This is a genomic window from Polaromonas sp. (assembly GCF_039930745.1).
GTDB lineage: Bacteria > Pseudomonadota > Gammaproteobacteria > Burkholderiales > Burkholderiaceae_C > Polaromonas.
The window spans coordinates 22,753-47,673 of the sequence record NZ_JBDTTH010000021.1; the positions used below are offsets into that span (position 1 = coordinate 22,753).

The 24,921-nt window shown below is 59.8% G+C and carries 20 protein-coding genes; all 20 read right to left on the bottom strand.

Features of this window, described 5'->3' with window-relative positions; genetic code table 11:
- Nucleotides 1–46: 46 nt before the first annotated feature.
- On the bottom strand, nucleotides 47–1,183 hold the full coding sequence (tssA, locus tag ABI660_RS09300; RefSeq protein ID WP_348067180.1) for a type VI secretion system protein TssA: 1,137 nt from the start codon (nucleotides 1,181–1,183) through the stop codon (nucleotides 47–49).
- A gap of 5 nt (nucleotides 1,184–1,188) precedes the next feature.
- Nucleotides 1,189–5,253 carry a type VI secretion system protein gene (locus tag ABI660_RS09305; RefSeq protein ID WP_348067182.1) on the bottom strand — a complete coding sequence of 1,355 codons (4,065 nt, stop codon included), beginning with the start codon at nucleotides 5,251–5,253 and terminating at the stop codon, nucleotides 1,189–1,191.
- A 34-nt stretch (nucleotides 5,254–5,287) separates the two neighbouring features.
- Nucleotides 5,288–6,046, bottom strand: a complete 759-nt coding sequence (locus ABI660_RS09310) for a DotU family type IV/VI secretion system protein (protein WP_348067184.1) — start codon at nucleotides 6,044–6,046, stop codon at nucleotides 5,288–5,290.
- 24 nt (nucleotides 6,047–6,070) lie between these two features.
- Nucleotides 6,071–7,399: a type VI secretion system baseplate subunit TssK gene (tssK, locus tag ABI660_RS09315; protein ID WP_348067186.1), complete on the bottom strand. Its 1,329-nt coding sequence runs from the start codon at nucleotides 7,397–7,399 to the stop codon at nucleotides 6,071–6,073.
- Between the two features lie 78 nt (nucleotides 7,400–7,477).
- Nucleotides 7,478–7,966: a hypothetical protein gene (locus ABI660_RS09320; protein WP_348067188.1), complete on the bottom strand. Its 489-nt coding sequence runs from the start codon at nucleotides 7,964–7,966 to the stop codon at nucleotides 7,478–7,480.
- Nucleotides 7,967–7,973: 7 nt separating this feature from the next.
- Nucleotides 7,974–9,458, bottom strand: coding sequence for a cation:dicarboxylase symporter family transporter (locus ABI660_RS09325; protein WP_348067190.1), 1,485 nt, complete (start codon nucleotides 9,456–9,458; stop codon nucleotides 7,974–7,976).
- Entirely contained in the window at nucleotides 9,446–10,162 is a 717-nt protein-coding gene (locus ABI660_RS09330; protein ID WP_348067192.1) for an amino acid racemase, read from the bottom strand. Before ABI660_RS09330 ends, ABI660_RS09325 begins: the two co-directional genes overlap by 13 nt.
- A 9-nt stretch (nucleotides 10,163–10,171) precedes the next feature.
- The gene (locus ABI660_RS09335; protein ID WP_348067194.1) at nucleotides 10,172–11,446 is read right to left on the bottom strand and encodes a cation:dicarboxylase symporter family transporter; all 1,275 of its coding nucleotides are present in this window, start codon (nucleotides 11,444–11,446) and stop codon (nucleotides 10,172–10,174) included.
- A gap of 20 nt (nucleotides 11,447–11,466) precedes the next feature.
- Nucleotides 11,467–12,417 (bottom strand): ABC transporter substrate-binding protein, encoded by a 951-nt coding sequence (locus tag ABI660_RS09340; protein ID WP_348067196.1) that lies wholly within the window; start codon nucleotides 12,415–12,417, stop codon nucleotides 11,467–11,469.
- A 14-nt stretch (nucleotides 12,418–12,431) separates the two neighbouring features.
- Entirely contained in the window at nucleotides 12,432–12,647 is a 216-nt protein-coding gene (locus ABI660_RS09345) for a hypothetical protein (protein ID WP_348067198.1), read from the bottom strand.
- A gap of 19 nt (nucleotides 12,648–12,666) precedes the next feature.
- Nucleotides 12,667–13,053, bottom strand: coding sequence for a DUF4280 domain-containing protein (locus ABI660_RS09350; protein ID WP_348067200.1), 387 nt, complete (start codon nucleotides 13,051–13,053; stop codon nucleotides 12,667–12,669).
- Nucleotides 13,054–13,055: 2 nt separating this feature from the next.
- Nucleotides 13,056–13,796, bottom strand: a complete 741-nt coding sequence (locus ABI660_RS09355; RefSeq protein WP_348067202.1) for a toxin-antitoxin system YwqK family antitoxin — start codon at nucleotides 13,794–13,796, stop codon at nucleotides 13,056–13,058.
- 1 nt (nucleotide 13,797) lies between these two features.
- A complete protein-coding gene (gene tssI, locus ABI660_RS09360; protein ID WP_348067204.1) occupies nucleotides 13,798–15,789 on the bottom strand; it encodes a type VI secretion system tip protein TssI/VgrG in 1,992 nt (663 codons plus the stop codon).
- A gap of 6 nt (nucleotides 15,790–15,795) precedes the next feature.
- On the bottom strand, nucleotides 15,796–18,516 hold the full coding sequence (tssH, locus tag ABI660_RS09365; protein WP_348067206.1) for a type VI secretion system ATPase TssH: 2,721 nt from the start codon (nucleotides 18,514–18,516) through the stop codon (nucleotides 15,796–15,798).
- Between the two features lie 17 nt (nucleotides 18,517–18,533).
- On the bottom strand, nucleotides 18,534–19,589 hold the full coding sequence (tssG, locus tag ABI660_RS09370) for a type VI secretion system baseplate subunit TssG (RefSeq protein WP_348067208.1): 1,056 nt from the start codon (nucleotides 19,587–19,589) through the stop codon (nucleotides 18,534–18,536).
- Nucleotides 19,544–21,301, bottom strand: a complete 1,758-nt coding sequence (tssF, locus tag ABI660_RS09375; protein ID WP_348067234.1) for a type VI secretion system baseplate subunit TssF — start codon at nucleotides 21,299–21,301, stop codon at nucleotides 19,544–19,546. Before tssF ends, tssG begins: the two co-directional genes overlap by 46 nt.
- A gap of 11 nt (nucleotides 21,302–21,312) precedes the next feature.
- Nucleotides 21,313–21,774, bottom strand: coding sequence for a type VI secretion system baseplate subunit TssE (gene tssE, locus ABI660_RS09380; RefSeq protein WP_348067210.1), 462 nt, complete (start codon nucleotides 21,772–21,774; stop codon nucleotides 21,313–21,315).
- 54 nt (nucleotides 21,775–21,828) lie between these two features.
- Complete coding sequence (locus tag ABI660_RS09385) at nucleotides 21,829–22,320, bottom strand: type VI secretion system tube protein Hcp (protein WP_348067212.1); 492 nt, start codon at nucleotides 22,318–22,320, stop codon at nucleotides 21,829–21,831.
- An 83-nt stretch (nucleotides 22,321–22,403) separates the two neighbouring features.
- Entirely contained in the window at nucleotides 22,404–23,903 is a 1,500-nt protein-coding gene (gene tssC / locus ABI660_RS09390; protein ID WP_348067214.1) for a type VI secretion system contractile sheath large subunit, read from the bottom strand.
- A gap of 58 nt (nucleotides 23,904–23,961) precedes the next feature.
- Entirely contained in the window at nucleotides 23,962–24,501 is a 540-nt protein-coding gene (gene tssB, locus ABI660_RS09395; RefSeq protein WP_348067216.1) for a type VI secretion system contractile sheath small subunit, read from the bottom strand.
- Nucleotides 24,502–24,921: the final 420 nt, after the last annotated feature.

Genomic DNA, 24,921 nt, shown 5'->3' on the forward strand with positions numbered 1-24,921 from the left:
ATCGCCGCCCAACTTGCCAGCGCAGACTCTCTGCACCCGATTCACCTTATTCGCGCGACTCCTTGATACCCAGCAGCGAGAAGTACCGTGCAATATCGCCCTCTTCGCGCACCACTTCCTGCATCAGGTCGGCCAGCGACATTCGCCCCCAGGAGACGGCACGCTTGACCAGATAAGGGGTCGGGCTGTGGGGTTCGGTTTTTTCCAGAAAGGCTGCGACGGCCTCCAGCATGCGGTAAGCATCCTCACGGCTTGAAATGGAGCCGGAACGCAGCAGCGCCTCGTGTGCAGCGGGTACTGCGTCGGTGTTCGGAGTTGCAGCAGCCATGATGTCGTCCTGGTTGATGGGGGGAGGTGTTCCTTCTTCCTGAGCCGGCGGCACGGCGGCTTGCGGCCGCGGGTCGCGCCCGTCGATCAGGCTGTCTGCGGCCCGCCCAAGGCGCCGCAACATTTCACCAACACGCGCCACACTGGGTGGGTTGGCACTCATTTTCTCGTCGAGCAATCCGGTCAGGGCATCCCATTTCCCGGTCGCGGCCTGAATCTGGTCCCGGATGGCTATCAGGGACAGCAGGTTGCCTCCGCTGGCGGCGGCACTCAGCTCGTCGCGTGTCAACACATTGGCGCCTGACGGTTTTTTCGCATCGCCCTTTTGGTGATCGGTAATCAGGGCCTGGTCCCAATCTGCCAGGCTGACCGTTGAAGGCATGCGGTCAGGCAGCTGGAGCAGGGTGATATGCAGCTTCAGGACCAGCGGCATGTTTTCATTGATCCAGACAAACGGCGCAGCGCGGGCGTCGTCGTCACCATCCTCAATCAGGGGATGAGCCGTGTCCCAGAAACGTTCGACCAGCCCCGTCAGCAGGTCCACCGAGGCGTTGAAGCCCTGGAACTGGTGCTGGCGTGTCCAGGACTCGCACAGCCAGGCGGCCACCTGGAAATCCTTGGAGCGGCTGCCCAGAAGTTCGGTACATCTGGCCGAAACGCCCTTCCAGTCGGCTTTTTTGAGGGGCCGCTCCCACTCGCCCATGGGCAAGCTGGCATCGTCTTCTTCGCGCGCCTGACGGATGCCGAGGTAAAGCGGGTCATACCGCATGGACGGTCCGGCTGGTTCAGCCCCGGGAACAGGTGCCAGCAGGGTCTCGATGTCAGGCTGAAAGCCAGCAGATGAATGGTCGGTCATGTGTCTTACTGCCCGCCAAATTCCGGTGCCCGGGTCGGGAACACGCCCGGCCAGAACACGGGGGTGCGCTTGCCAACCGGAGACAGGGCCAGTCGCAGGTAGACCCTGGCGCGAACCTCCTGGGGAGTCGCCTTCGGGTTGTCCGGCGTGAAGCTGAGCGGGAACTCCATGCGCAGCAGTTGCGTACGGCCGTCGGCCCGGCCCGCCGCATCGGGTTCGCGCTGGCGCTGGATCATGCGCACCAGGGACCATGCATCCGTGAACCGGTAGGAAACCGTTTTGCCGTCGGCAGACATATGGAGCTGCTGGAGGTCATTGACGGCGTTCACCGGGGAGTCTTTGGCAAGCCGCAAGGTCAGGGTGATCGGCGTACCCGGCTCCCAGCGCAGTGGACGCGGCGCATCACGCAGTTTGAGGGTTTGCGAGCCGACCTCCAGGGTCCAGTCGATCACCTTGTTGCCTTCAATTTCGGCCGCCTGGTTGGTCCTGAACTCCACCGCCATGTCATAACCCGCGACCGCGCCTTCTTCCACCGGATACAGCGGAGCCATGAACGCCCTGACACGGTCGAACTGATCGGCAAAGCGCCGGGCTGGCTGCCCGGGGGCACTGCGGCTTCCGGCAGATGCTTCCTTCAGGGCGCGGGACATCCGCTCGGAGTTTTTGAGGATCTGGCCCACGTCATCGAAGTCAGCATCCGGCGCGTCCTTGGCGCCAGGCACCGCAAAGGGCTGGCGGCCCGCCAGCAGGCGGTTGAAATTGCCCGAGAAAGCCGCCCACTGCTCCTGCTGCTCGCCGACACGCAATTCGTTGCAGCGCTTGAGCAGGGCACTGTAGACCTGCAGGTGTTTTTCGGCGAAATAATCGGACGGCCGCCCACCCGGTGCCTTGCCGGCCAGTTTTTCCGAGCAGTTCGTCCTGTCGATATCGGTTCCGGTAGTGACAAGAAATTGCTCGTAGACAACCAGGCTGCTGTTCGGGTTTTTCAGGCGGTAGCGTTCCAGTTCGCGATTGATGGCTTGCCAGCGCCGCGCCAGCTGCGACTCGGCCGCAGCACTGTCGAGCGAGGCAAGATAAATTTCAGACTGCCGTCCCAATGTTTCCGCGCGGCTGAACTGCAGCGCCAGGGTCTGCAACAGGCTGGGACCATCCGGCACACCGAATGCCTGCAGCAGCGGACCGCGATCACCCAGCCAATAGCTGAAGTTCTGGCCCCGGATGGCATACAGGTCGGACTGGGTCAAACTGTCGTCGACCTGCCGTAGCCGTGCCACGGCATCCTGCGAAATCAGACTTCGGAGATTGTCGGCCTTCCCTTTGGCGCCAAGTTCCGTGAGCAATCCCTGGACTTTGATCAGGCGGCTTCGCGATGCGTCAAACGCCATCGCATCGGCTACCGCGCCGGGATCGGTCCTGCTGCTGATCGACAAAGCTTCAACCGCGTGGTCGCCGACAAGGCGTGCAAACTGAAAGTTGACGAAGGCCGCGACGCTAGGCCGGGTTGCGGGCGGGAATTTGACCAGACCTTCGCCCATGAAGCGCTTGTGCGCTTCACTGAGCGCCAGGGCATGGTCCAGCCTGGTGCTGTCCCAGACCAGAATGCTCTGCGCCACGATCTCGGGAATCTCGCGGTCGCTGGGCGGTGTCATGAAAGGTTGCGCCAGCAACCCTGTGAGCGCATCGCGCACGGCAAGCCTGTCGGCGGACAACGCAAAACGCGCCTCTTTTTCCTGCCAGACAACACCCGCCTGTCCTTCGGCACCGAGGAGTGCTTCAAACTCAGCTCTGAATTTCTGGAATTCGGTGACAGCATGCTGGCGCACCTGCTCCGACGCTTCAGGCCCGAGCAGGCGCCTGGACTGCGTGATACGCATCAGGGCAGCGTCGTAGGCCGAACCCAGGTTCATGCCGGGCAGTCTCATCCAGCCGCCTTTGCCGGCAGCCAGCAAACCCTCTTGCTCCTTGATCGCCCTCAGGACTTCCTTGTAGCCGCCCACGGTCTGGGTGTAGCCGCCAATACGCGCATCGGCGGCGAACAGCCGCACACCTTGGGCCACCAGTTGCCGCTCGGAGACCAGCAGGTCGTTGTTCACGAACAGGCGCCTGTCCAGGGCATTCATTCCCCTGTCCAGCGAACAGCGCACCGCCTGCTGGATGTGCATGACGCTGATGGCAGCCGGCGAGATGCTCCCGGGAATATCACTGCCCCTGAAGAAGCGGATGCTCTGCGACATGTTGCCCGGCAATTCGGCGCCCAGGGTGTACTTGACCAGCAACCGGAGGTCGTTAGCTTCGTTCTGATTGGGCTTTTGCAGGCGGACCATGGCCACAATCGCCTGATCCAGCCGCTCGACGGCCGTCAGGTATTGCAAGACGGCCGAGAATTCCGGCAAGTCCTCGACTGCCAGGCTGAACTTGTGCGGCGTGCCTGCAATCGCCGCAAACCCTGCAGGCGCGGCGCACTCGCCGCCAATGATGAGTTCCGAGGTGCTGGCATCCTGGGATACGCCGGTCAGGTCTGCCGCGCGTGCATACAGTTCGCGCCGAAGGGTGTTGATGGCAATCTCGCCGAACTCGCGCTCTATGCGCGCGGCCACACGTTCATCCAGGTTGTCGAAAACCTCCCAGGAGCCGGGCATGAAAAACGTCCAGGCCTTGTCGGTCCCGAGTTTCTCGATGGCAGCCAGCAGGGAAAGGGTTTTCGCCCGGTACCAGTCCGAGGAAATAGGTTCGCCCCGTTCGCTGGCCCGGGCCCGATAGTTGGCGTCGGCTTCGATTTGCGACAACGTCCTGGCCAGTTCGGGGTTGCGTTTTCCCAGTTGCACCGTGGCGACCAGCAGGCCCACACTCCAGCCCCCCAACACCACCAGTGCGGCCCAGCGCGCGGCGCGGCTCAGCACCGGCCTCGTCAGCTGCTGACGGGATGGCCTGGCCACGCCATACTCCATGAAGATTTTTTTCTCGAAAAGGTCTCGCAGGAAAGCCGGCTCGCGCATCAGCTGCGACACCAGGTCGCCCTGCTCTTCCCGGGTTTCACCATTCAGCGCTGCCGCGACATCAAGGGCGCCGGCTTTCTGCGCCGACTCACTGCTGTCGCCGGTCAGGTAAATGCCGCGAAAGAAAAACGGCTCATGGTAAGCACTGGGCCGCATGAGTTCGTCTACATAAATTTGCAGTTGCGCCCGAACTGCATCGATCCTGGACGGGAGCAGGAAAAATTTGCCTGTTTCAGCGCTGACCGAATCGAGCGCAAAGAGTTCGGCCGATGTGTCGGACACTGTTTTCACGACGCTGTCGAGTGCCTCGCCAACCCAGCCGTCCTGGTAGGTGGTGGACAAATCGTATGGCGATGACCAGCCAAGGATGCCGGCGCGCATGGGTTCGGGCAGAGCCCTGGCAAAAGGCGAAAACCCTTCGATCTGATCGCACCCGGAGACCACGACGTAAACCGCAAACCGCATGGCAAAGCGGTTTTGCGCCAGCCAGAGCCGGCGATGCGCGAGGCGGGCGAGTTTGCCGAGCTCCAGCAACGCATCCGGGTTGTTGTCCAGCAGTAAGGCAGCCGGCACGGTGATGACCACGGAGTCGAAGGGCCGTTGGGGCCGGTATTTGCGGCACAGGCCGAGAAACTCGTCCCAAGGCTTTTCCGTGGCATCTTCATCGTCGGGCGAGCCCAGGTAGGCGCCCTGCATGTCAATGACAATGCCCTTGTCAAAGAAGTGCCAGGCGATGCCCTGGGTTGCGGCAGCGGAAGCGGCCTCAGAGCTGAGCGCGCTGGCCACGCCCGACTGTTCAATGGGCAGTTGCCGGTTATCCAGGCCTTCATTGAGCACCAGCACCCAGGGAATGCTGTAGCGCTCGCTGCGGGAAGCAATATTGCCTTCAATCAGTTCAACAGCCTGCCTGAAGGAGTTGCGAAGAGAGTCAAACCGGAGTTTGACGATCTTGGGATCGCTGCCAGGTTTGGCAGCCGAGCGACGAACGGCGAAATACAGTACCAGGCCCAGAACAATCAGCACCAGGACGATCAGGACACCCAGTGACGCCAGGAACAAGTTGTCTTTCAGCATCGCCGGCCTCCCGGATGCATTGGGAAAGGCACTTTCATTGGTTGCCCCCCGTTCCGGCTGTGCTGCCGGTCTGCAGGACCTGGCGCACCGGCCAGGACTGCCACAGCCAGAGCATTTCAGAGATGGCCAGCAATCCGACCACACCGAGGAGGAACACCACCGTCCAGCGGCTCAATGTCTGCATCTTCTTCGGCGCAATGTGCGACAGCGTGCTGGCATAAGCGCGTTCGGACAGAACACGGTCCCGGCCGGAGAGATCGGGCCGCCGCTGGTAGACAAACTGGAACAACTCCTCCCGGTAACCTGCAAAACGATCCGTGTCGGCTGTTCCGCGGTATTTACCCTGAAAGCCCAGCGCCAGCGCCGAGAGATACAAGCTCGCGATCGGACGCAAGGACGGCTCGCGGCTGGACAGCAGTTCTTCTATGCGTTCGAAAATCCGCTCGCCGGCAATACTGGTTCTGAAGAGGGAGGCCTCCAGCAAATGGGTGGTCCAGCAGTCGCGACCTATCCAAACCGTGTTGAGCAGGATTTCGTCAGCCAGCGCGGCCTTGAGGTAACGCGCATCGGCAATGCTCTCGAGTTCAAACCGGTTGCCCTCACGCTTGGACTCCAGCGTCTGCAGTTCGATGAGGTTTTCCAGGTGTTTGCTGACATGCTGGGCAGCCAGGTCCGGGTCGGTTTCGCGCATCTCGATCGCGCGGGTCTGGGCTTTCGAAACCTCGTCGAAAAAAGAGCGAAACTGGGTGATCAGGTGGTTGTCATCCTGTTTGTCTCGGGTTTGGCGTGCCATTGTTCGCTGCTTTCTGTTGGAGCGTCAGCCCTTGACGAAAAGAACCATTTCCTGCGGGCGCTGCGCAGACGCACTTTCCGTGGAGTTGCTGACGATCAGGGGCTCATTGGCCAGCGTCAGGGCGGCGCTGGCCTGAATGGAAAACAGCGTGTACCCAGAGCTGGCCCGCACGCCGAGTTCTTGCGCTACTTCAATGTGCGACCGCAGGGCACCGAGCACGCGCCTTTCCCTGAGCGATGCATAAGCCGACTGGGACCCGACGATGGCGCCGTTCATCCAGGCGACCAGGTCTTTTTCCGGCTGGCCGCGCAGGCCCACCACCAGTTGCTTGTCGACCCACTCGGGCAACAGATTGATTTCAAAGGCCCCATGGCGGTACTCGAACTTGTGCTCCCTGTACTCCTGGCTGATTTCCAGCAGGGAGTCTTGCAAGGCCTCGAGCACCGGGTTGAGCACGGCCAGCGGATCGGCGTGGTCGTATGCGGGCGGTACGGGCGGCAGGGCGCCGGGCTTGAGCATGCTCAGGGGCCCGAGCAGGGCGCACAGCGCCAGATACAGGGGATAAGGGTGCAAACTCGGGGTACGCAGGACGGCTTCGATTTGTGGCAAGCCGGTCATCAGGTTGCGCAGCCGCTCCCTTTGCTCGAGGTAGGCCAGCCTGTCCTCGGTTTTGGAGGATGGCACAGCCGTCTGCTTCGCCACAAAAGCGGCCTTGCCGCGCAATTGGCCGACGAAGGCAGAGACCCGCTCCCACAAGGCGCCGTCTTTCGGCATCTCGATCAGCGCTGGCAGGGTCTCGCCCATTTTGATGAGTTCGTTGTCCTTAAATACCGTGCCCAGGCGCAGCCATGTATAGACCCCTGAAGGCACATCGCCTGCAACCAGCGAGAGATTGGGCAGCAGCCGCGGAAGGTCTGCAGGCAATGCCTCTGACACTTCGTCTTCCACCTGGCCCAATGCAACCGAACGGAATCGCGAGGGTGAGCCCTTGTCGCGCATGCTTCTGGTCAGCGGCAGGACCAGGTAAAAGTCGAGAGGGGCGTTGCCCAGCGCTTCGGCAAACGGCGCGAGTTTGAGTTCGAGCATGCCATGCAGGGGGTTGTCTGCCGAAAAGCTGACCGAGGTACCGTCCGGCATGATCGCTTCCAGCTGCTGGACTCTGATAATGCCGGCCGGCAAGAGCCCCATGTCGATTTTCAAGCTGCGCACACCCCATGAAAAAGGTGCAGCCAGCAACGTCTGCCACGCCACCAGGGAGTCGAGCCGGGCCGATGCCTGCTGGAAATGCTGTGGCGACAACAGCATGCCCTCATGCCACTGGATGCGCTCCTCAACCGGGAAGGACTTAACCATGGAGAGACCCCTCATGTGTCGTGAGCCCTTCCGGGATACGGAGCGTCTTGGCGTTTTTCTTCATAGGGCCTCCTCGGCTTATTCGGTCTTCAGGGCTGACACGGAAAACGAACGCGCACCCAGCTGCACCAGTATTTCCCCCTGCATCTGGTCGACCCGCACGCGGTGCTCCCCGGGCGTCAGATAGTCTGCAAAAAGCAGGACGCCAACGACGCGAGTCGCCCCGAAGGCGTCAGCGGGAAGTTTGAGGGTTTGTCCGGGCGTGATCTCCATGCTACGGTAGCTCAACCCCTCTGGAAAGGTCTTGACCAGATCGGCACGGGATGCGAACCATTTGGCCGCCGGCAATGTCGACACCATGCCCAGTGTTGCGTCGTCCCGAAGCAGCACCACATCCAGCGCAACCGGGGTATTCAGGTTGGCGCCCTCGCCCGCGATGACGGTCATCCCATTCCAGTCCAGCCGGCTTCCCTTTGCCGTGAAGAACCCGGCGACACTGCTGATGGTGCCGCAGGCCGACATGCTCCCCAGGACAAGACTGATCAGGCAAATTTTTAGAAATTTCATTATTTTCTTAAACAAGACCGGTCCCGGCTACGGCCGTGGGCCCCGCTGCATACGGCTGGGGCAGGCCCGCGCCGGTCTTTCGCATCCCGACGCCGATACCCGCAATCGTAATCAATAACACCGCCAGCAGGACACAAGCCAGCGCCATTGCAACACTTGTCCGGGAAAAAACAAAGCGGACCGGCTCCAGCGCGCGCAGGTTCGCTGATGCAGCGGTTTCAATACGCTCCGAAGGCAATCCGCGGGAAACCAGCACGATCAGGACACAGGCAAACAGCAGCGTGAGCAGGTTGCGCGGGCCTTCACAGACAAGATCGATCGCCAGAAAGAGTGCCAGCGCCGCTTCAATGGGCAAATTCAGCAGGGACAGCACCACACCGGCGAACCCTACCGCTGCCAAGCTGTTGTTGCCCGCGGATGCAAACGCCGCCAGGGAAGCACCGACGCAGATCAGCATGAACTCCTGCGGCGCAATGGAGCGCCCATAGATATTGGCCACAAACACTGCCAGCAGTGAGAAATAAAGTGCCGCGCCGGAACGCATGAACACCGACGCAACCGGAATCACAAGCTCGACAATGCCCCGGCTGAACCCCAATCGGGAACTCATGGCCTCTATGGTGTCGGGAATGCTTGCCGTGGTGCTGGCGGAGGTCAGGCTGATGAGGACGGGCGCCTTCAACGCCGAAATTACGCTGGCCGGAGAAAGCCCTGACCTTCTCCAGATCAGCAGGACGGCCGCTCCGGAGAGGAAAGAAGCAAACAGGTAGAAGGAACTCAGAAAGCTGCCCATCGCATGAAGCGTCCTGGCATCGGTCCTGGCGACAAAATAGGCAGCCATGCCAAAAGCCAGCACGGGAATGAAAACGTTGACGCGGGAAATGATCAACTCCAAAGTGCGGTAAATCGCCTCGAAAATACCCATCAGCGCATTGGTTTGCGGCCTGAGCAGCGCCGCAAAAGCGAGCCCGAACAGGATGGCACACAGCAATATGGCCAGCGACTGGCCTTCCGCAAGCACCCGAAAAAAATTGTCCGGCACCGCAGCCATCCACAAATCGGGCGTTGCTCTCGCTTCGGAAGCCTCGGCACCATGCAGGGAAATTTCGGCGTTTGCCGCATCTCCGCCGGCGACTTGCACCAGGGCACCGAGGTATTCACGGTTGGCAGAACTCAAATCCTGACCGGTGCCGGTGAGCACGCCGAACATCGCTCCCAGCACGGCACACAACACCACCAGACCTACTGCCAAACCCACAATCATCAAGGCGCGTTTTCCAGGTTGCGGCAGCGCCAATGTCTGGCGCAGGCCAAAAAAAGTGGCCACAACCAACAACGGAAGCGCGGCCATATTGACCAGGGCCAGATAGATCTGCCCCAGAATAAAAGCTTGGCCACCCACGCCAGGCGCAAACCAGCCCAGCATTGCACCCCCCATCACGCAAAGCAGGAGCGCCAGCGGACTGTTCGACAGGCGCTTCAGGAGTCCCATCCCGGCCTGTTCCAGCCTCGTGCGAGGGCAAAAGCAACACTGGCGCGCGCCAGCTCCAGCGAGCTGTCGATCAAGCTCAGGCCCGACACATCGGCGTACCTGGAGGCAATGGGAATTTCGGTGCAGCCCATGATGAGGGTGGTCGCCCCTTGTCGCGCGGCCTCCCGGCAGGCCTCGGTCAGATGTTGTCCGCCCGCATCCAGGTTGCCAGCCTTGATTTCGCGTATGCAGCTGTCCACATTTTTCTGGCCACCCTCAGGATCCAGGAGCATGAAGTCGATACCGCGCAAGCGCAGCTCCCGCTGGTAAAACCCCGAAACCAAAGCACCCCGCGTGGCAAAAATGGCCACCCGGGTAGCACCCGCGGGGGAAATCGCCTCGACACAGGCCTTGGCGATATGCAGCAACGGCACCTTGCTGCTCGAACTCATTTCATCAAACCAGTGATGCGATGAATTGCAGGGAATGGCAATGACGCCAACGGCAGCCTGGTTAAGCATTTCGATGCCGGCCAGCAACTGTGGCAGGGGATCCCGCCCATGCCCCAGAATGGCGCTGGAACGGTCATGGGTATGCGGCAAGCTCGCCACGATGACCGGCAGATGGTCCTGGTCGCGCATCGCAGGGGTGAGCTTGACCAGCTTGTCGAGAAAGTCGACCGTTGCTGATGGCCCCATTCCTCCAAATACGCCGATTCGGGACATCCTGGCTTCCTATATCTTCAAGGGCCGGGGGCAGATCAGCGAGACTGCGGCATTGTTGCCAATCACCAGCACCAGGGTCCTGAGCATGTCGCAAATCGGATCCACCGCCAGGAACAGGATGAAAGCCGCCTCAAAAGGAAGGCCGAGGTAGCTGCAAGTCAGGCCGACCAGCGACACCGTCAGCAAGCCCGTCATGCCCGCCGACGCAAAGCCGGCGAGTATCGATGCCGACAGGATGACGGTCAACTCTGTCGGACCAATCGGTTTGCCATATAGCTGGGCAATAAACACCGTGGCAGCCACGTAATAGATCACCGGCCCTATACGCAGCAGCGATACGCTCAGGGGCACCATCAGCTCGACTCTTGAGCGCGCAAACCCCAAGCGGTCCGCCAGGCTTTCAATCATGATGGGCATGCATGTCGCACTGCTGCGCGTGGCCAGCGCAAGTGCAAAGGGGCCTCGCATGGCATTGAGAGTCTGGCCCAGCGTCGAATTGGAGCGCTTCCAGATAATGATTGTTGCGATGACCAGGGCCAGCAAGGAAGCAACAAAAAACGCCAGGACAAACTGGGCCATGGCCTGTAGGGGGCCGATGCCGGTTTTAGCCATCTGCGCAGCACTCATGCAGAAAAGGATGATGGGCAGCGGATAGTTCAACCAGCGCATCAGCGTCTGGCAGGAGTGGTAAATGGTTTCCAGGGACTGGGTCAATCCGTCAGAAACCCGGGATGGCACCTGACCCACCGCAAACCCGAAAAGCAGCGCAAAGACGAGTGCCTTGAGCGTGTCGCCACTGGCCAGCGCAGCAAAAATATTCGAAGGCACGAGGCTGACCAGCACCTCGGTGAAGCTCACTGACTTGACCGGCGCATCGACACCGCCCAGGCTCATGACCGTGTCGCTGGAATTGAGATCGTTGCCGACGATCTTGCCGAACGTCTGCATGGTTTCGCTTGACAGGTTGGAGCCCGGCTTCATCACCAGCAGCGTTGTCGCCCCCAGCAGCGCAACCACAACGGAAAACACGATGAACACCACCGCTACGCGCGCCATCAACCCGCCGGCCCCACCCTCCCGGAACAGGCGCTGCAAACTGAAGATCACGGCCGACACCATGAACGGCAAAGCAATCATCTTGAGGAGGTCGACATAAACATCGCCCACAAAACCGAGCTTCAACCCGACGGCCGGCATGTACATGCCCAGCGCGAATCCAGCCGATAGACTGGCTACCACCACCCAGGGGTTGAGCGCAAATGCATAGAGTTTTTTCAGATTCATCACACGCCTTAGTTAATCGATTACCGGTCCAGGGCCTTCAGCACCTTGTCAATCGTCAGCTTTTCAGCGCTCTCGGCCAAAAACTGATTCACAAAGGCCAGGAGCGTAGGATCCTGAATACCCACCGCAATGCCGAGGGTGTCCTCCAGGTCCTTGAATGTGACAGTGCGCAATGTCAATGACGCCGTCGGATCGCTTTTCAGAATCCGCTTGATCTCGAACTCATCGCGATACGCTGCCATGATCTGGCCTTTTTCAAGTGCCTTGAGAACAGCGTCCCAGGTCGGAAATTCGCGAAGCTCTGAAAGCGGGAAGTTTTTGGTGGCGTAGTCGGAGAACGACGATTTCGCGATGACCCCGATGGAGCCCTTGAAATCACGAACCACAACAGGCAAGGGCCGCTCACGCGCCAGTTCGGCAAACTTCACCCGGTTCAGGATGAACGCGTGGTTCAGGCGGATATAAGGCTCGGTGAAGCTGATCATCTGGGCCCGCGCCAGTGTCCGCGACAACTTGCTGATGCCGAGGTCAGCCTCCTGACGCGCGACCACATCAACCACCTCATTGAAGGTGCGGGCGCTGCGGTCAAATCTGACGGTGACCTTGAGCTCCTTCGCAATCGCTTTGGCCAGGTCTACTTCCAGGCCAACCAGTTCTCCTTTCTTCACGTAGAAGAACGGCGGCGTGTCCACGCCGAGCATGGCCACGATGAGTTCGCCGCGATTGACGATCCGGGCGATGCTGGGCGCCAGCAGGCGGCCATCGGCCACCTTGACCAGGCCGGGAGCGGGCAAGGGTGTGGGTACCGGCGCCACCTCCGTCACTGGAGCGGCAGGGGCCGGCACGCTGGCAGCAGGCAGCGCTGCGAAAGCCGCACTGCCTCCCCCCCAGAGTCCGAGAACAAACAAGCCGGCTTTCCACCACGGCGTTGTCCGGCTGTGCAATGGGTGTCCTGGCTGGGTTTTTGACATCATCAAATCCTGATTCATGGTTTGGCAACGGGGGGCGAAGGCGCTTCCCCAACCGGCGCTGACGACGGCGGGGTTGCGGTGAACGCAGCTGCGGGCGCGGCGCCCTCCGCGGGTGAAGAAATCTTTTTGCCGATTTCCACCCCAAGCAAAAACAGGAGCGCGCAAAGCAGCAGCAGGCAAAGCCCGGCAATGGTCATCATCCGGGTCGTCAGCGACAAAGTGTATTGCATTTGTTACCTATTTTCACGTTTAAGGAACCATCACGGTGAACTGCCCCGGTACAAGAATCTGGATGACGCCGCCCCACTGGCACATCAGCTTGGAAGAGTTCTGCAAAGCAGGCATCCCGCCCAGCATTACAGTCGCCGAACCGGGCATCCAGGGTGCCGCAGTCATGGGGATGCAGGGCATGGGCGTCAACAAGCCGAGGGCGGCGGCCGTCGCGGCAGCCACCATCGGGTTGGAAGGGCAATTGCACATGCCAAAGGGCAGCACATTGACAAACGGAGCATGGTCCATGATGTTCGCGGCCGGCCCGCCCGTGAGCACGCGGTTCGCGGGAAGTACCGTCAGCACGCTGGGGGCCACGCCAAAGCTGCACTGAAGGGTTGCGCCCACGGCGACCTGAATGCCCATGCTCAGCCTTTCACCAGTTTTTCGAGGCGTTTCATGAGGCTGGTCTTGGCGTCGTCACGCAGCTCCACCCCCTTGCTGTCGAAACGCCTGGGTTTACCTACCGGTTTGCCCACGCGGTACAACAACACTTCCATCACCTGTCCGTCCGGCCAATACCGCGTCAGCGGTCCTTCAAGCAGGTTATTTCTGTAGCTGGCTTTCTGCACCACCGCGCCGTCGCGGTCGTAGTCCAGCGCCTCCCCCTCCAACAGACCCTTGCGGTACTGTGACCGTCGGACCACCTCACCCTCGTTCATGAAAAGGGCCTCGCCTTCCACCTCGCCTCTGAAAAAATTCTGCTTCATGGCGACCTCTCCAGCTTCCGAGTAAGAGACCGACTCGCCATGAAGACTCCCGTTCGAGAATCGCTGCTCGGACAACAGGCGCCCCTTCACGAAAACGCGGGTCACGCCATGCTGCATACCCCGGCTGTAGGTCGCCTCCTGCACCGGATTTCCCTGTTCATCAAAAAGCCGGAGAACACCATGAAGCACGCCGGCATCGTATGGGGCGCTGGCAAGCAGTTTTCCGTCCGGACCAAAAGAGCGCATTTCGCCATGAAGCACACCATCCATCAAACCGGCGCGGTTTGACAACCCCCCGACGTCATTGAATTGCTCGCGCTCGACAAACCCCCGCTGCATCCCACCCACGGACGTGTCCGCGGGCACCACAGCGGTGACAGGACTTTTTTGCGCTGCCATGTCAGTTGATCTTCACCAAGCCACCCTTGAGGGTCAGCATTCCACCCCCGTCCACCGTCTGCATGGCCGACGCCTTGTTGGTCACCATCGCACCCTCGTTATCCAGCGTGGTCCCGGCCTTGTTCTTCAACCCGGTACCTGCCTGGTTCGTCAGGTCCAACCCGGCCTTGTTGGTCAGGGAGGTGCCGGCCTCGTTGGTCAGCGCTGTTCCCGCTTTGCTGGTCAGGGAGGTGCCGGCCTCGGCGCCGAAAGTGGTTCCGGATTTGATCGTGATGGAGCCTGTCACATCAATCACCAGGTTGCCCGTTACCTTCAGTTCGTAATTCCCGGTGACGGCCTGACTGAAATCAGCCTTGTTGATATGGGTTTCGTTGCCGGTGACCGTGAGTTCACGGGTGCCCTTGACCTTGTGGACCTCCTTGCCGGTCTGGACATCGACGGTACGGTCGCCCTTTTCCAGGGTGTGTGTCTCGGAACCCTTGACCAGCTTGGTACTCAGATCGTTCTCGATTTCGACCTTCATGTCTTTCTGCGCGTGGAAATAGAACTCTTCTGAATCCTTTTTGTCTTCCATCCGCATCTCGTTGCCGGCGGCGCCTTGCTTGGATGAGCGTGATTTGATGGTGCTCTGGGTTTGCATGCCCGGCAGCGTCACCGGTGTGGTGTTCTCGGCGTTGTAGACGCAGCCGGTGACAATGGGCCGGTCGGGATCGCCATCGACATAACTGACCACCACCTCCTGCCCAATCCGCGGCAGGAACAGGCTTCCCCAGCCCAGCCCAGCCCAGGACTGGGAAACACGCACCCAGCAGGAGCTGTTTTCGTCCTTGACACCAACCCGGTCCCAGTGAAACTGCACCTTGATCCGCCCATGCGTGTCAGTCCATATTTCCTCGCCACTGGGGCCTACCACCAGCGCCGTCTGGCTGCCCGAAACCCGCGGCAACGGCGACAAGCGCGGCGGACGAAAGGGCACGGCGGCCGCAAACGCCTCAAAGCTGTTGCTGTACTGCTCGTTGCTGGCGGTGTGGGTGACTGCCCGCAACACCAGCGCCGTATTTAGTGCTGTTCTCGAGTGGCCTGAGAGCGTGAATTTCCTGCCTGCGGAAAGCGGATAGCAATAACTCGTGCCACGGCATACGGCGCCATCGACCTGGCTGGCTTCGGAGCGGACCTTGGCGCGCTGTGTGCCATCGGCTAGCACTGCATGTTTACCTGGAAACTCAAACTGCTTTCCTTTGCCCGTCGCTCCAGCGGATTCAGTCAGCAAGGCAGTGCTGGGCGTGAGGTAGTTGTAGTCGCTGTATTCGAATTTCTGCGCCACCAGGCGGCTCTCGTACTCCAGCTGGTTAACCGTGTCCATCATGCGGCGCCCCCCAGGGTCCGGAAAGTAGCGCAGGGCGGCCCCGCCTACACAATCAATATGGGCTGCCGAACTATCGCCCAGCACCATGGTGTGTCCGCCGTCGGCGAAGGTAAAGAAATAGAAGATGCCTTCTTCCTCCATCAGCCGGGAGATGAACTCCAGAGCAGTCTCGTCGTATTGGACACAATATTCGCGGCTTCCATAGGTACCCGTCAGCTGCGCGTCAAAAATCACGCCAAACTCCCCCAGGACGGCCTTGATGATGTCTGCCGCCGTCTTGTTTTGGTAGATAGCCCGGTCCCTGCTGAGCGTCAGAAGCCAGAGGCTGGGTACCAGCTCCGCCGAATAGGACGAGAAGGAGCGGTCACCGCCCGCATGCATGAAGCGCGACACGATCCCGTTGAAAAACCGGGCAGGTCCGCCCGGCAAAGCCAGCTTGACCGTGACCGAAGCGCCCACAATCAGGGTCGGATCCAGGCCCGTGTCGGACGAGCGCATCGCCAGCGAAAACCTGAAAGGCTGGGAGAGAGCCTCCACCCCCTGGAAAGAGTCGAGCAACAACACATCCGCACCAAACGGTGTGGTCACCGTCAACGCTGAGTTCGTCTGTTTGAAGCCGGTCCGCATGCGCCTCTAGGCCTGTTTCGGCGGGCCGAAGGTAAAAGAAAAATCATCACGTGCGTCTACGCCCATATGCACCTCGCCAAAGGCGTCGGACATTGAAATCCGCTCCAGCACCTGGCGCGAAAGTTCAGGCAGAACGGCATGCGACAGGATGTGGTCGACGTTGCGCGCACCGCTGTCGACTTCTGTGCATCGGGCCGTGATGGTTTGCGCTACAGCGTCGTCCCACGTGAACTCGGCTTTGTGGTTGCGGGAGAAACGCTGGGCCAGTTTTCCCAGCTTGAGACTCACAATGGACCGGATCTGCTCGTCGCCAAGCGGGTAATAGGGAACAATCGCCAGCCGCCCGAGAAAGGCCGGGGAAAACTGTTGCATCAATACCGGCCGCAGGCGTTCGATCAGGACTTCCGGATCCGGCCGCCGCCCGCCTTCGCAGGCATCGGTGATGACATCCTGGGCAGCATTCGATGTCAGCAGGATCAGCGTGTTCTTGAAGTCGATCTGGACGCCTTCGCCATCCTCCATGACGCCCTTGTCGAAAACCTGGAAAAACAGCTCCAGCACATCGGGATGCGCCTTTTCCATTTCGTCAAGCAAGACCACGCTATAAGGCCGACGCCGGACTGCCTCCGTGAGGACACCGCCACGGCCATACCCAACATAGCCCGGTGGCGCACCTTTGAGGCCGGATACTGTGTGAGCCTCCTGGAATTCAGACATGTTGACGGTCACCATATTGCGGTCTCCGCCATAAATCATGTCTGCCAGTGCGAACGCCGTCTCGGTCTTGCCGACGCCGCTTGGGCCGACCAGCAGGAAGACTCCAACCGGTTTTCCCGGGTCATCCAGGTCGGCGCGGGAAGTCCGGACGCGTCGTGCGATGGCGTCCAGCGCCTGGTTCTGCCCAACTACGCGCTCGGCCAGCTTTTCCTTGAGATTGAGCACGGTATGCAACTCATCGGCCAGCATTTTTCCAACCGGAATACCGGTCCAACCGGAAATTACCGACGCGACGACGCCTGAATCAACGCACACCGGAATCATGGGCTCGTCGCTCTGGATCGCGTCCAGCCCTTTTTCGAGGCGGTTCAGAGACGCAGACATGTCTTCGCTATCGTCGCCTTCCAACTGGCTGCCATCTTCCCCCAAGCCTTCGGCGATGCGCTTGCGCAATGCCACAATTTCGGCGACTGCACTTTTTTCCTCTTCAAGCTTTTCCGTCAGGCGGCGCTGGTGCTGCCTGAGGCCTTCGAGCTCCAGAGACAGCGCGGCCATCGCGTGCGCATGATCGCGGCCGGTCGCAGACTCATGGCGAAAAATTCGCAACTGGTTTTCGGCATTGGAAATTTCGCGCACCAGCGACTCGATTTCTGGCGGCAGGCCGTTCTGCCCAATGGCCACGCGTGCGCACGCCGTATCCAACACGCTGATGGCCTTGTCGGGGAGCTGGCGTCCTGAGATATAGCGGTGTGACAGCTTGACGGCGTCACGGACCGCATCGTCGATGATCTCGACACCGTGGTGCTTTTCCAGCGTCTGGACCATGCCGCGCAGCATGTCGATGGCGACCTCCTCGGTAGGCTCGTCAACCTTGACCACCTGGAAGCGTCGGGCAAGGGCCGGGTCGCGCTCAACGTATTTTTTGTACTCAGCCCAGGTGGTAGCCGCAATGGTACGCAGCTCACCGCGCGCCAGCGCGGGCTTGAGCAGATTGGCGGCATCGCCCTGGCCTTCTGCCCCGCCGGCGCCTATCAGCTGGTGCGCCTCGTCGATGAACAGAACAATGGGCACCAGGGAGGCCTTGACTTCGGCGATAACGGATTTCAAGCGGTTCTCAAACTCACCCTTGACGCCTGCCCCGGCCTGCAGCAAGGCCAGGTCCAGCGAACGCACCGACACTTTTTGCAGGGCAGGAGGAACATCGCCCTGCACGATGCGCTGCGCAAAACCTTCTACCACCGCGGTTTTGCCGACACCGGCCTCGCCGGTCAGGATGGGGTTATTTTGCCGTCGGCGCAGGAGTACATCAATGATCTGGCGAATCTCGGCATCGCGCCCACGGATGGGGTCAATCAGGCCCTGCCTGGCCTGCTCCGTGATATCGACGGTGTATTGGTCCAGCGACGGGTTGGACGACGCGCCACGGCGCATGGTAGGCATTTGGGGGGACGACGCATCAGCCACACCCGGTCCTGCTGCTCCCTGTGCCTGCGACACGGCTGTCGGTTTTGCCGAGCGCACGGCGCCACCGGCATCTTCGGCTGAGTTGGTCAGCAAATCGGCTAGATTCTTGCGTAGGCTCTCGCGCGGAATCTGCAGCAAACCCGGCGCCGATTCCAGCAAAGCGCCGCGCAGGCTGTCGACTTCCAGCAACGCCAGTATCAATGTTCCGGAGCGAACCTGCTGTTCACCAAGCAACATGGAGCTGAGCAACCATGCCTCCTGGAGCAGCGGCGCCAAATGCGGCGACAGGGCCGGCGTACGGCCGTTCCCCCGCTTGAACCTGTCCATCGCTTCCTGCAGTTGGGCCAGGATGACATCCATCTTGATGTCGTACTCCGGGAGTATCAGGCAGACATCCGGCGCTTCGGTCTCCAGCAGCTTGAACAGCAGATGTTCGACATCCACGTTGTAGTGGGTTTGCTGGACACACAATTCCGCTGCCTTTTCGAGCGCGCGTTTGCACTCGGGATTGAGCTTGCCCAACAGGGTGCGAATGTCAATTTCCATTTTGAGTGCCGTTTCGTTCAGGCCATGCCGGGGACAGCATCATCATGAAGTTTGAACCTCGCGGGCGCGAAGGTGCCGGTATAAGGCGTGCCGCTTACCAGCCAGGAGGTCCACCCAAGCTGTAGCGGTTCTTTCTGCCCCAGAATGCTTGGCCTGAGTTCACGGCCATCGATGTGAAGAACCATCTCCACGCCAACGTCCTGCTGCAAATACCTGCCCACCATCCACCCCAACAGCGCATGCTCTTCGCCGCCCCTCAGCAGGCGTCTCAGGCGCCGCAATGTCAGCCCGGAAAGTTCAAGCCGGATACCCGCACCCTGATCCCACACGCGTTTGCCCAGAACGGCCGACCGCCCCAGCCGGGGTGCGCGGCCGGGCGCCCGGCCGGACAGCCTGGTGATATCGCGTGGCTCGAGATTGCGCCATCCACCACAAAACTGCCGCCCTCTGGCCACTACACCCAAGCGGTCCGACAGCATGGCCAGCAGCCCCGTCATCGAGCGGGGTGCTCCTCCCAACAGTCCGGCATGCCGGAGCCAGGACGATTCACCCTGCGGCGTTCCCAGGCCCGCCTTCAGCCCCAAAGCGCTGAGGGCGTCGAGGCAACCCGCCAGCGACGAGGACTGCGGCGACTGCCAATTCAGGCCCATGTGATGCTTTTTCCGGCTTCTGTATAAAAAGGCGAGGAAGCGGTGGTTGAAAATATCCAGGAAGTCAGCAGTAGCGTGGTCGCGCGCAGCTGTACGCTCCAGCACCATTTCCGTGAACGGCAGAGGCAGCGGTCCCTGCGCACCCGCGAGCGACAGGACCGGCGTGGCCAGAATCCAGGCTTCCGCATCTTCTGCGCCTGCGCTCACCCTGCTGACATCGCTGGGTTGAAAACCTAGAGAAACCACCGATTTGAGGCGGACAGCTTCTGTCTGGCCGTCTCCCTTGCCGACGGGTGCCAGTTGCGGCGAAGCCCGCTCCAGCAGGCTGATTGCCTGAAAGAGATTGAAGCCCTGCGGCCGGTCGCCTAGTCGTTCGACTAGAGCACCAGCTGGCGGCCGCTCATCGGTTCCCATTGTTTCCATACTTCATCGCCGCGGCGTACTCCCAATTGAACAAATGAGTTGACAGAGGTGTACATCGCAAAAAACCGCGCCAGCACAGCAGACATCAACAGCTGGGAACCACCTACGAAAGCCTCTTCGTCAAACTCCAGCAGGACCTCGGTACCCCGACAGTAGCCGCGCCAGGCGTCATGCCCGATCCTGCCGGTCACGCTACGCGCCTGCAAGCCTTTGATGCCGCGAATCTGCTCATGGTCACGCGTGCTGTCGGAAGCGAACAGGGTCAGCATTTCACGCAGCTGGTCTTTGCCGGTAGAGCCATCCACCAGTGACTGATGATTGAGCGTCAACAATGAAACCAGCCGCCAGAGGGTTTCACTTCCAAGCGGCGGGTTGCGCTGCGACGTAGGCTCGTACAGGCAGCGTACCGTGGCTGTTTTTGAGACACCCTCGGCCATCATTCGCGCGCCAATAGGCACCTGCTCGGCCAGCCGTCGGTTGGTACACAGCAAATTTGCAAAAACCACCGGATCGGCCGGAGTCTTCAATGTATTGGCCTGATCGACAAATGACAGGAAAACGTCCGTTCCAGAAATGTCTTTGCGCAGACTATGCTCGCGACGGGACGACCAGAAGCTTGTGGACGCATTCGAGCGGATATGCCCCAAAGCAGAAAAACTCGGCACGATAACAGGACGCTCTGCATTCGGGTCCGAAGCCGTCACCGACACAATCGAGTGCACTTCGGTTGTTGATTCACGCTGGCGGTCGGCCACCAGAAGGTACTCATAATGCCGGTGATCAACCAGAATTGGCTCGCTGGTTTTCGGGAACAGGTTCACGACAGGCGTACAGCCAAGCCGGAAGTTGTCGGCCGTGATATTGCCCAGGCCTCGCGCCGGCTGATCGAAGGTGACGGCAAGATCAAACCGGGTGCATTTACCGGCATGGGCACGAATGCCGTGCAGGTCAAAAAAGTGAAATTTCCGGGGAAAGGCAAAGTACTCCTGCATCAACCCGTATGCAGGCTGCGCATTGGCTGGCAAGGGAAGCACATTTTCGCCTTCTGCGTAGCCCACCTCACGCCAGGAAGCAGCGGGCAACATTCGAGGAACGCCGCCTTCCGGCGTGATGCTCGCCTCGACCACATCAGCCACCAGGAATTCGTACAGGGGCATGGTGGTCATCCAATCCCCTTGCAGGTGGATGCGCAGGCTGTCCATTTCCAGTTCTGCGAAATCGGTCTCGGCACTGCATTCGAAAGTCATCCGGAGCGTAGAGCCGCCCCCCTCCAGCACCGCCTTGACAATTTTTACCGGCCACAACACGGTGTTCCAGGCTGTCCGAAACCGGCACTGCTGCCCATTGGACGCGCTGGCATACAGGGCCGTATGTTGCGGAATCCTGAAGCCCGCCGTGACCTTGCCTTGACTGGGGTCCAGGCCAAACTCCGCAACCGTCATGGACGGTACTGGCTGGATCAGCGAGGGGCACAAATTGTCGAGCAGGGCCGCGGCCACCTGCGGGAATTCCCGGTCAAGGTCCTGGTGAACCCTGGCCGCCAGGAAAGCGACGGACTCAATCAATCGTTCCGTATGCGGATCCAGCGACTCCGTGCCATGCAGCGCGAGCATGGACGCCACCTTGGGATAACGCTTGGCAAAGTTCGAACCCTGGTCACGCAGGTAAACAAGCTCACGCTTGTAGTACTGCAGCAAGTCGTTATGCAGGATCTCGGCCACGCTCAGGCCACCTTGGTGCGGCTGCCCTGCCGCGGGTCAAGTTGAAGCTCAAAGTTCAACTGGCGCAATTTCAAGCCTATCGTCACAGTTCCACCAATCACCAACGTCGCCGCACCACCACCGCTAGAGGCTGGAAAAGCCTTGACGGTGACATCCTTCAAGCGGGGTTCGTAGTGATTGACAGCTTGCTTGATGGTTGATTGCAACAGATCAAGGTCCGGATGGGACTTGGGGGAAAGCGCTGAAATATCCGGAATTCCGTAGTCGATGGTGGTGCCCGTGCTATCGGAAAATTCCGACGGATTGAGCGGCGAACGGGTATTCATGAGGCGCGACAATTCGCGCCCGATGGACACCTCAAGCTGCTCTGGCGTCAAGAGCTGATGCCGGCTACCGTCCGACCCCTGCACAGACGACAACCGATCGAAAAGAGGGACTGGCGAGCCTCGGACGAGTTCCGACATGGTGGCGTGCCGCTCTTAACGAACCGGCTGACATCGGCAAAAAAACACAGATCGTCAGGCTGCCGGCGCGAGGGCTTTGCCCTCTTTGAGATCCCAGCCAAACGGAGCAACACCCTTCTTGGTGGAATCGGCGTTTTGCTGAGTCATTTGCGACGTGATCGTTGTGAAATTGATGCTGAAACTTTCCTGGGGCAAATCTCCACCACCAGAGCCCGAGGTGCTGATGTTCGAGATCATCGCATCGCCAAGCACATACTGGATGGTGGACATCACTTTGGCGCCTTCGATGCGCGTCACGGAGACAGTGGCGGTGCCCAGCTTCAGGTTGCCGGCGCAAGCCTGATAAAGCCCCGGAGAAGACGAGTCCATGGTCTTGGAAAAGGTCATTTCCGAGAACTGGGGGCCATCAGAAGTCCGCTCGGTATTGCCAGGCCGCGAGGTCAGGAATTGACTCAAGCTATGGCTGAATGAGTCAACGATGATCTGTTCTTTGTAGGGATCTTCCGTGCAATTGCCTTTGATGGAATCAATTTTGAGATAAATCATGAGTCACTCCGTAAATAACCAACCAAGAGATGGAGGCCGGTCCGACCGGCCCCCTATTCAAATGCTTTCGACGCTCAGCAGCGTCAGGCGGCGGCGGCCGGTAGCTCTGCTACCAGGCGAATCGACGCCGTCAGCTCTTCCATCTGGAAGTGCGGTTTCAGGAAACAGGTTGCCTGATAAGCACCGGGCTTGCCCGCCACTTCAGTCACGTCAATGCGCGCGGCACCCAACGGAAAACGGGCTTTCATTTCCTGTGGGGCAGACTCATTGAGCAGGACGTAATCGGCAATCCAGTTGTTCAGGAAGGTCTCCACCTGTCCGCGCGACTGGAAGCTGCCGATCTTGTCGCGCATGATCACCTTGATGTAGTGCGCAAAACGCGAAGCTGCCAGCACATAAGGTAGACGAGCCGACAATTGCGCATTGGCATTCGCCGCATCCTTGTTGTAGAGCTTGGGTTTGTTGACTGTCTGGCCACCAAAGAAGGACGCGAAGTCCGATCCCTTGGAATTCACGATCGCGATAAAGCCAAGGTCATTGAGCTCCTTCTCGCGACGATCGGTAATCAGCACCTCCGTCGGGCATTTGAGGACAACATCGCCTTCATCGGTTTTGAATGCATGCGCGGTCATGCCGCTGACTTTACCGCCGCCTTCCACGCCGCGGATGGCTGTTGACCAGCCGTATTTGGCATAGGCGTCGGTGATGCGCAAGCCCAGCTGGTAGGCAGAATTGGCCCACAGGTATTTCGAATGATCCTTGCCGTCAACGTCTTCCTCGAAGTTGAAGTTCTCAACCGGGATCGTCTTGGCGCCGTAAGGCAGGCGTGCGGCATAGCTGGGCAATACCAGCGACACATAACGAGAATCTTCGGACTCACGGAAGCCGCGCCAGGTGGCCAATTCCGCGCTTTCAAAGATTTTGGACATGTCGCGCGGAACACCCAGCTCCGTGAATGACTTCATGTCAAACAAGGCGGGGGACGCTGCGGCAATGAAGGGCGCATGCGCCGCTGCAGCCACCTTGGACATGCGTTCGAGCAAGGCCATGTCCTGCGGATGGCGGCCAAACGTGTAGTCGCCGATCAGCACGGAATAAGGGTGACCACCGAAGGTGCCGTATTCTTCCTCGTAAATCTTCTTGAACAGCACGCTCATGTCATGGTCTACAGCAGACTCCAGGTCCTTGAGCAGCTCCTTCTTCGTGACGTTGAGCAGCCGCAGCTTCAGCCGGGTGCTGGTTTCCGTGCCGAACACCATGTCATGCAAGCCTCTCCAGGACGCTTCGAGCGCCTGGAAGGACGGGTCATGCATGATTTCATTGAGCTGGTCGGTCAGGAGCTTGTCAATTTCCGCGACCCGTTCGTTGATCATCGCCACGACACCCTTGTCAGGGCTGGCCTTCATGCCTTCGTCGAGGATCTGCGAAGCAAACTGACCAATCAGCTTCTTCGCATACGTCCCCTGCGACGGCTCAACAGCCATATTTCCTTCGACAATGATCCGGTCAAGGAGACCCAATTCACTGCCGGCTTCCGTGGAGGCACTTACCGCGCCGCCTGCTTCTGATTTCTTAGTAGCCATATCAATCACCGTTCCAAAAAATAAGGGGTGTGCCGGGGCACAGACCGGGATGTTTGCTTTACGCTGCCGGAGTTTCGGCGGCCGGAGCATCTGCAGGGGCTTCAGCGCCCGCATTGGCTTCGGTTTGCAGGGTTTTCAGCTCTTCAGTGCTTTGGACAATGTTCTCGAGCAGGCTGTCGAGTTCGTCGTTGCCGTCCAGCTTGGCCAGCAGGTCACGCAGCTGCTGGCGTGCTTCGAGCAGCTTGGCCAGACGGGGAATCTGCTTGACAATGGCCTCAGGATGGAAGTCGTCGAACTCCTTGAAGTTCAGCTCGACCTTGATATTGCCTTCACCCTTCATGGCGTCAGGCACGGAGATATCCAGCCGTGGGGAAATTTTCCCCATGATCTCGTTGAAGTTGTCGCGGTCAATCTCGACCAGCCGGCGGTCTTTCAGTTTCGGCAGCGGCGTTGCCGGCTGACCTGAAAGGTCGGCAAGCAGGCCCACCACCATGGGGAGCTCCTTCTTTTCGACCGCGTCTCCAATTTCCACATCGTATGTAATTTGAACGCGTGGCGGCCGGTTGCGGCCTACCCACTTTTGCAAGCTGTCAGACATAAATTCCCCTTGAAAAAGGTTGATAACAATGCAGCAAGGAGCCGCGGCTCATGAAGCGACCAGTGAATCAATCACAACTCTTACATTTACAGGTTTTTACAATACAAAACCACGCGGAGCAATAAGTAATTACTACCGCCGTCGCCGATTCTGCACACGACCATGACCTGCTGATGACACGGAATTGCCATTGATGGGCCGCCTATTTTCCGCACGAAATGTACGGAAAGGTTACTTTTGTCTGCGGTCTGTGATTAAGTTACAAAAATAGGCCAGGCCTGGCGAAAAAAAGATTGAAGTCTTCAAACGGAAGTCCCCGCAACATGACGCAAAGCCGCCCAAGACTGCTTGCCAGTCACTGCGCGCGCCCAACACGGGGACCTCATAGCAGACCCAAGCCTGTGTACGAGCTACGATAGA

Bases quoted from the DNA above. Each gene is read 5' to 3' on its own strand.
- ABI660_RS09310 (WP_348067184.1), bottom strand. From the start codon at position 6,046: ATGGCACGCCAAACCCGAGACAAACAGGATGACAACCACCTGATCACC.
- ABI660_RS09340 (WP_348067196.1), bottom strand. From the start codon at position 12,417: ATGTCAAAAACCCAGCCAGGACACCCATTGCACAGCCGGACAACGCCG.
- tssI (WP_348067204.1), bottom strand. From the start codon at position 15,789: ATGCGGACCGGCTTCAAACAGACGAACTCAGCGTTGACGGTGACCACA.
- ABI660_RS09320 (WP_348067188.1), bottom strand. From the start codon at position 7,966: ATGAAATTTCTAAAAATTTGCCTGATCAGTCTTGTCCTGGGGAGCATG.
- tssC (WP_348067214.1), bottom strand. From the start codon at position 23,903: ATGGCTACTAAGAAATCAGAAGCAGGCGGCGCGGTAAGTGCCTCCACG.
- ABI660_RS09355 (WP_348067202.1), bottom strand. From the start codon at position 13,796: ATGGCAGCGCAAAAAAGTCCTGTCACCGCTGTGGTGCCCGCGGACACG.
- ABI660_RS09385 (WP_348067212.1), bottom strand. From the start codon at position 22,320: ATGATTTATCTCAAAATTGATTCCATCAAAGGCAATTGCACGGAAGAT.
- ABI660_RS09345 (WP_348067198.1), bottom strand. From the start codon at position 12,647: ATGCAATACACTTTGTCGCTGACGACCCGGATGATGACCATTGCCGGG.
- tssG (WP_348067208.1), bottom strand. From the start codon at position 19,589: ATGGAAACAATGGGAACCGATGAGCGGCCGCCAGCTGGTGCTCTAGTC.
- ABI660_RS09305 (WP_348067182.1), bottom strand. From the start codon at position 5,253: ATGCTGAAAGACAACTTGTTCCTGGCGTCACTGGGTGTCCTGATCGTC.
- ABI660_RS09350 (WP_348067200.1), bottom strand. From the start codon at position 13,053: ATGGGCATTCAGGTCGCCGTGGGCGCAACCCTTCAGTGCAGCTTTGGC.
- ABI660_RS09330 (WP_348067192.1), bottom strand. From the start codon at position 10,162: ATGTCCCGAATCGGCGTATTTGGAGGAATGGGGCCATCAGCAACGGTC.
- tssB (WP_348067216.1), bottom strand. From the start codon at position 24,501: ATGTCTGACAGCTTGCAAAAGTGGGTAGGCCGCAACCGGCCGCCACGC.
- ABI660_RS09335 (WP_348067194.1), bottom strand. From the start codon at position 11,446: ATGAATCTGAAAAAACTCTATGCATTTGCGCTCAACCCCTGGGTGGTG.
- tssE (WP_348067210.1), bottom strand. From the start codon at position 21,774: ATGTCGGAACTCGTCCGAGGCTCGCCAGTCCCTCTTTTCGATCGGTTG.
- tssA (WP_348067180.1), bottom strand. From the start codon at position 1,183: ATGACCGACCATTCATCTGCTGGCTTTCAGCCTGACATCGAGACCCTG.
- tssK (WP_348067186.1), bottom strand. From the start codon at position 7,399: ATGGTTAAGTCCTTCCCGGTTGAGGAGCGCATCCAGTGGCATGAGGGC.
- ABI660_RS09325 (WP_348067190.1), bottom strand. From the start codon at position 9,458: ATGGGACTCCTGAAGCGCCTGTCGAACAGTCCGCTGGCGCTCCTGCTT.
- tssH (WP_348067206.1), bottom strand. From the start codon at position 18,516: ATGGAAATTGACATTCGCACCCTGTTGGGCAAGCTCAATCCCGAGTGC.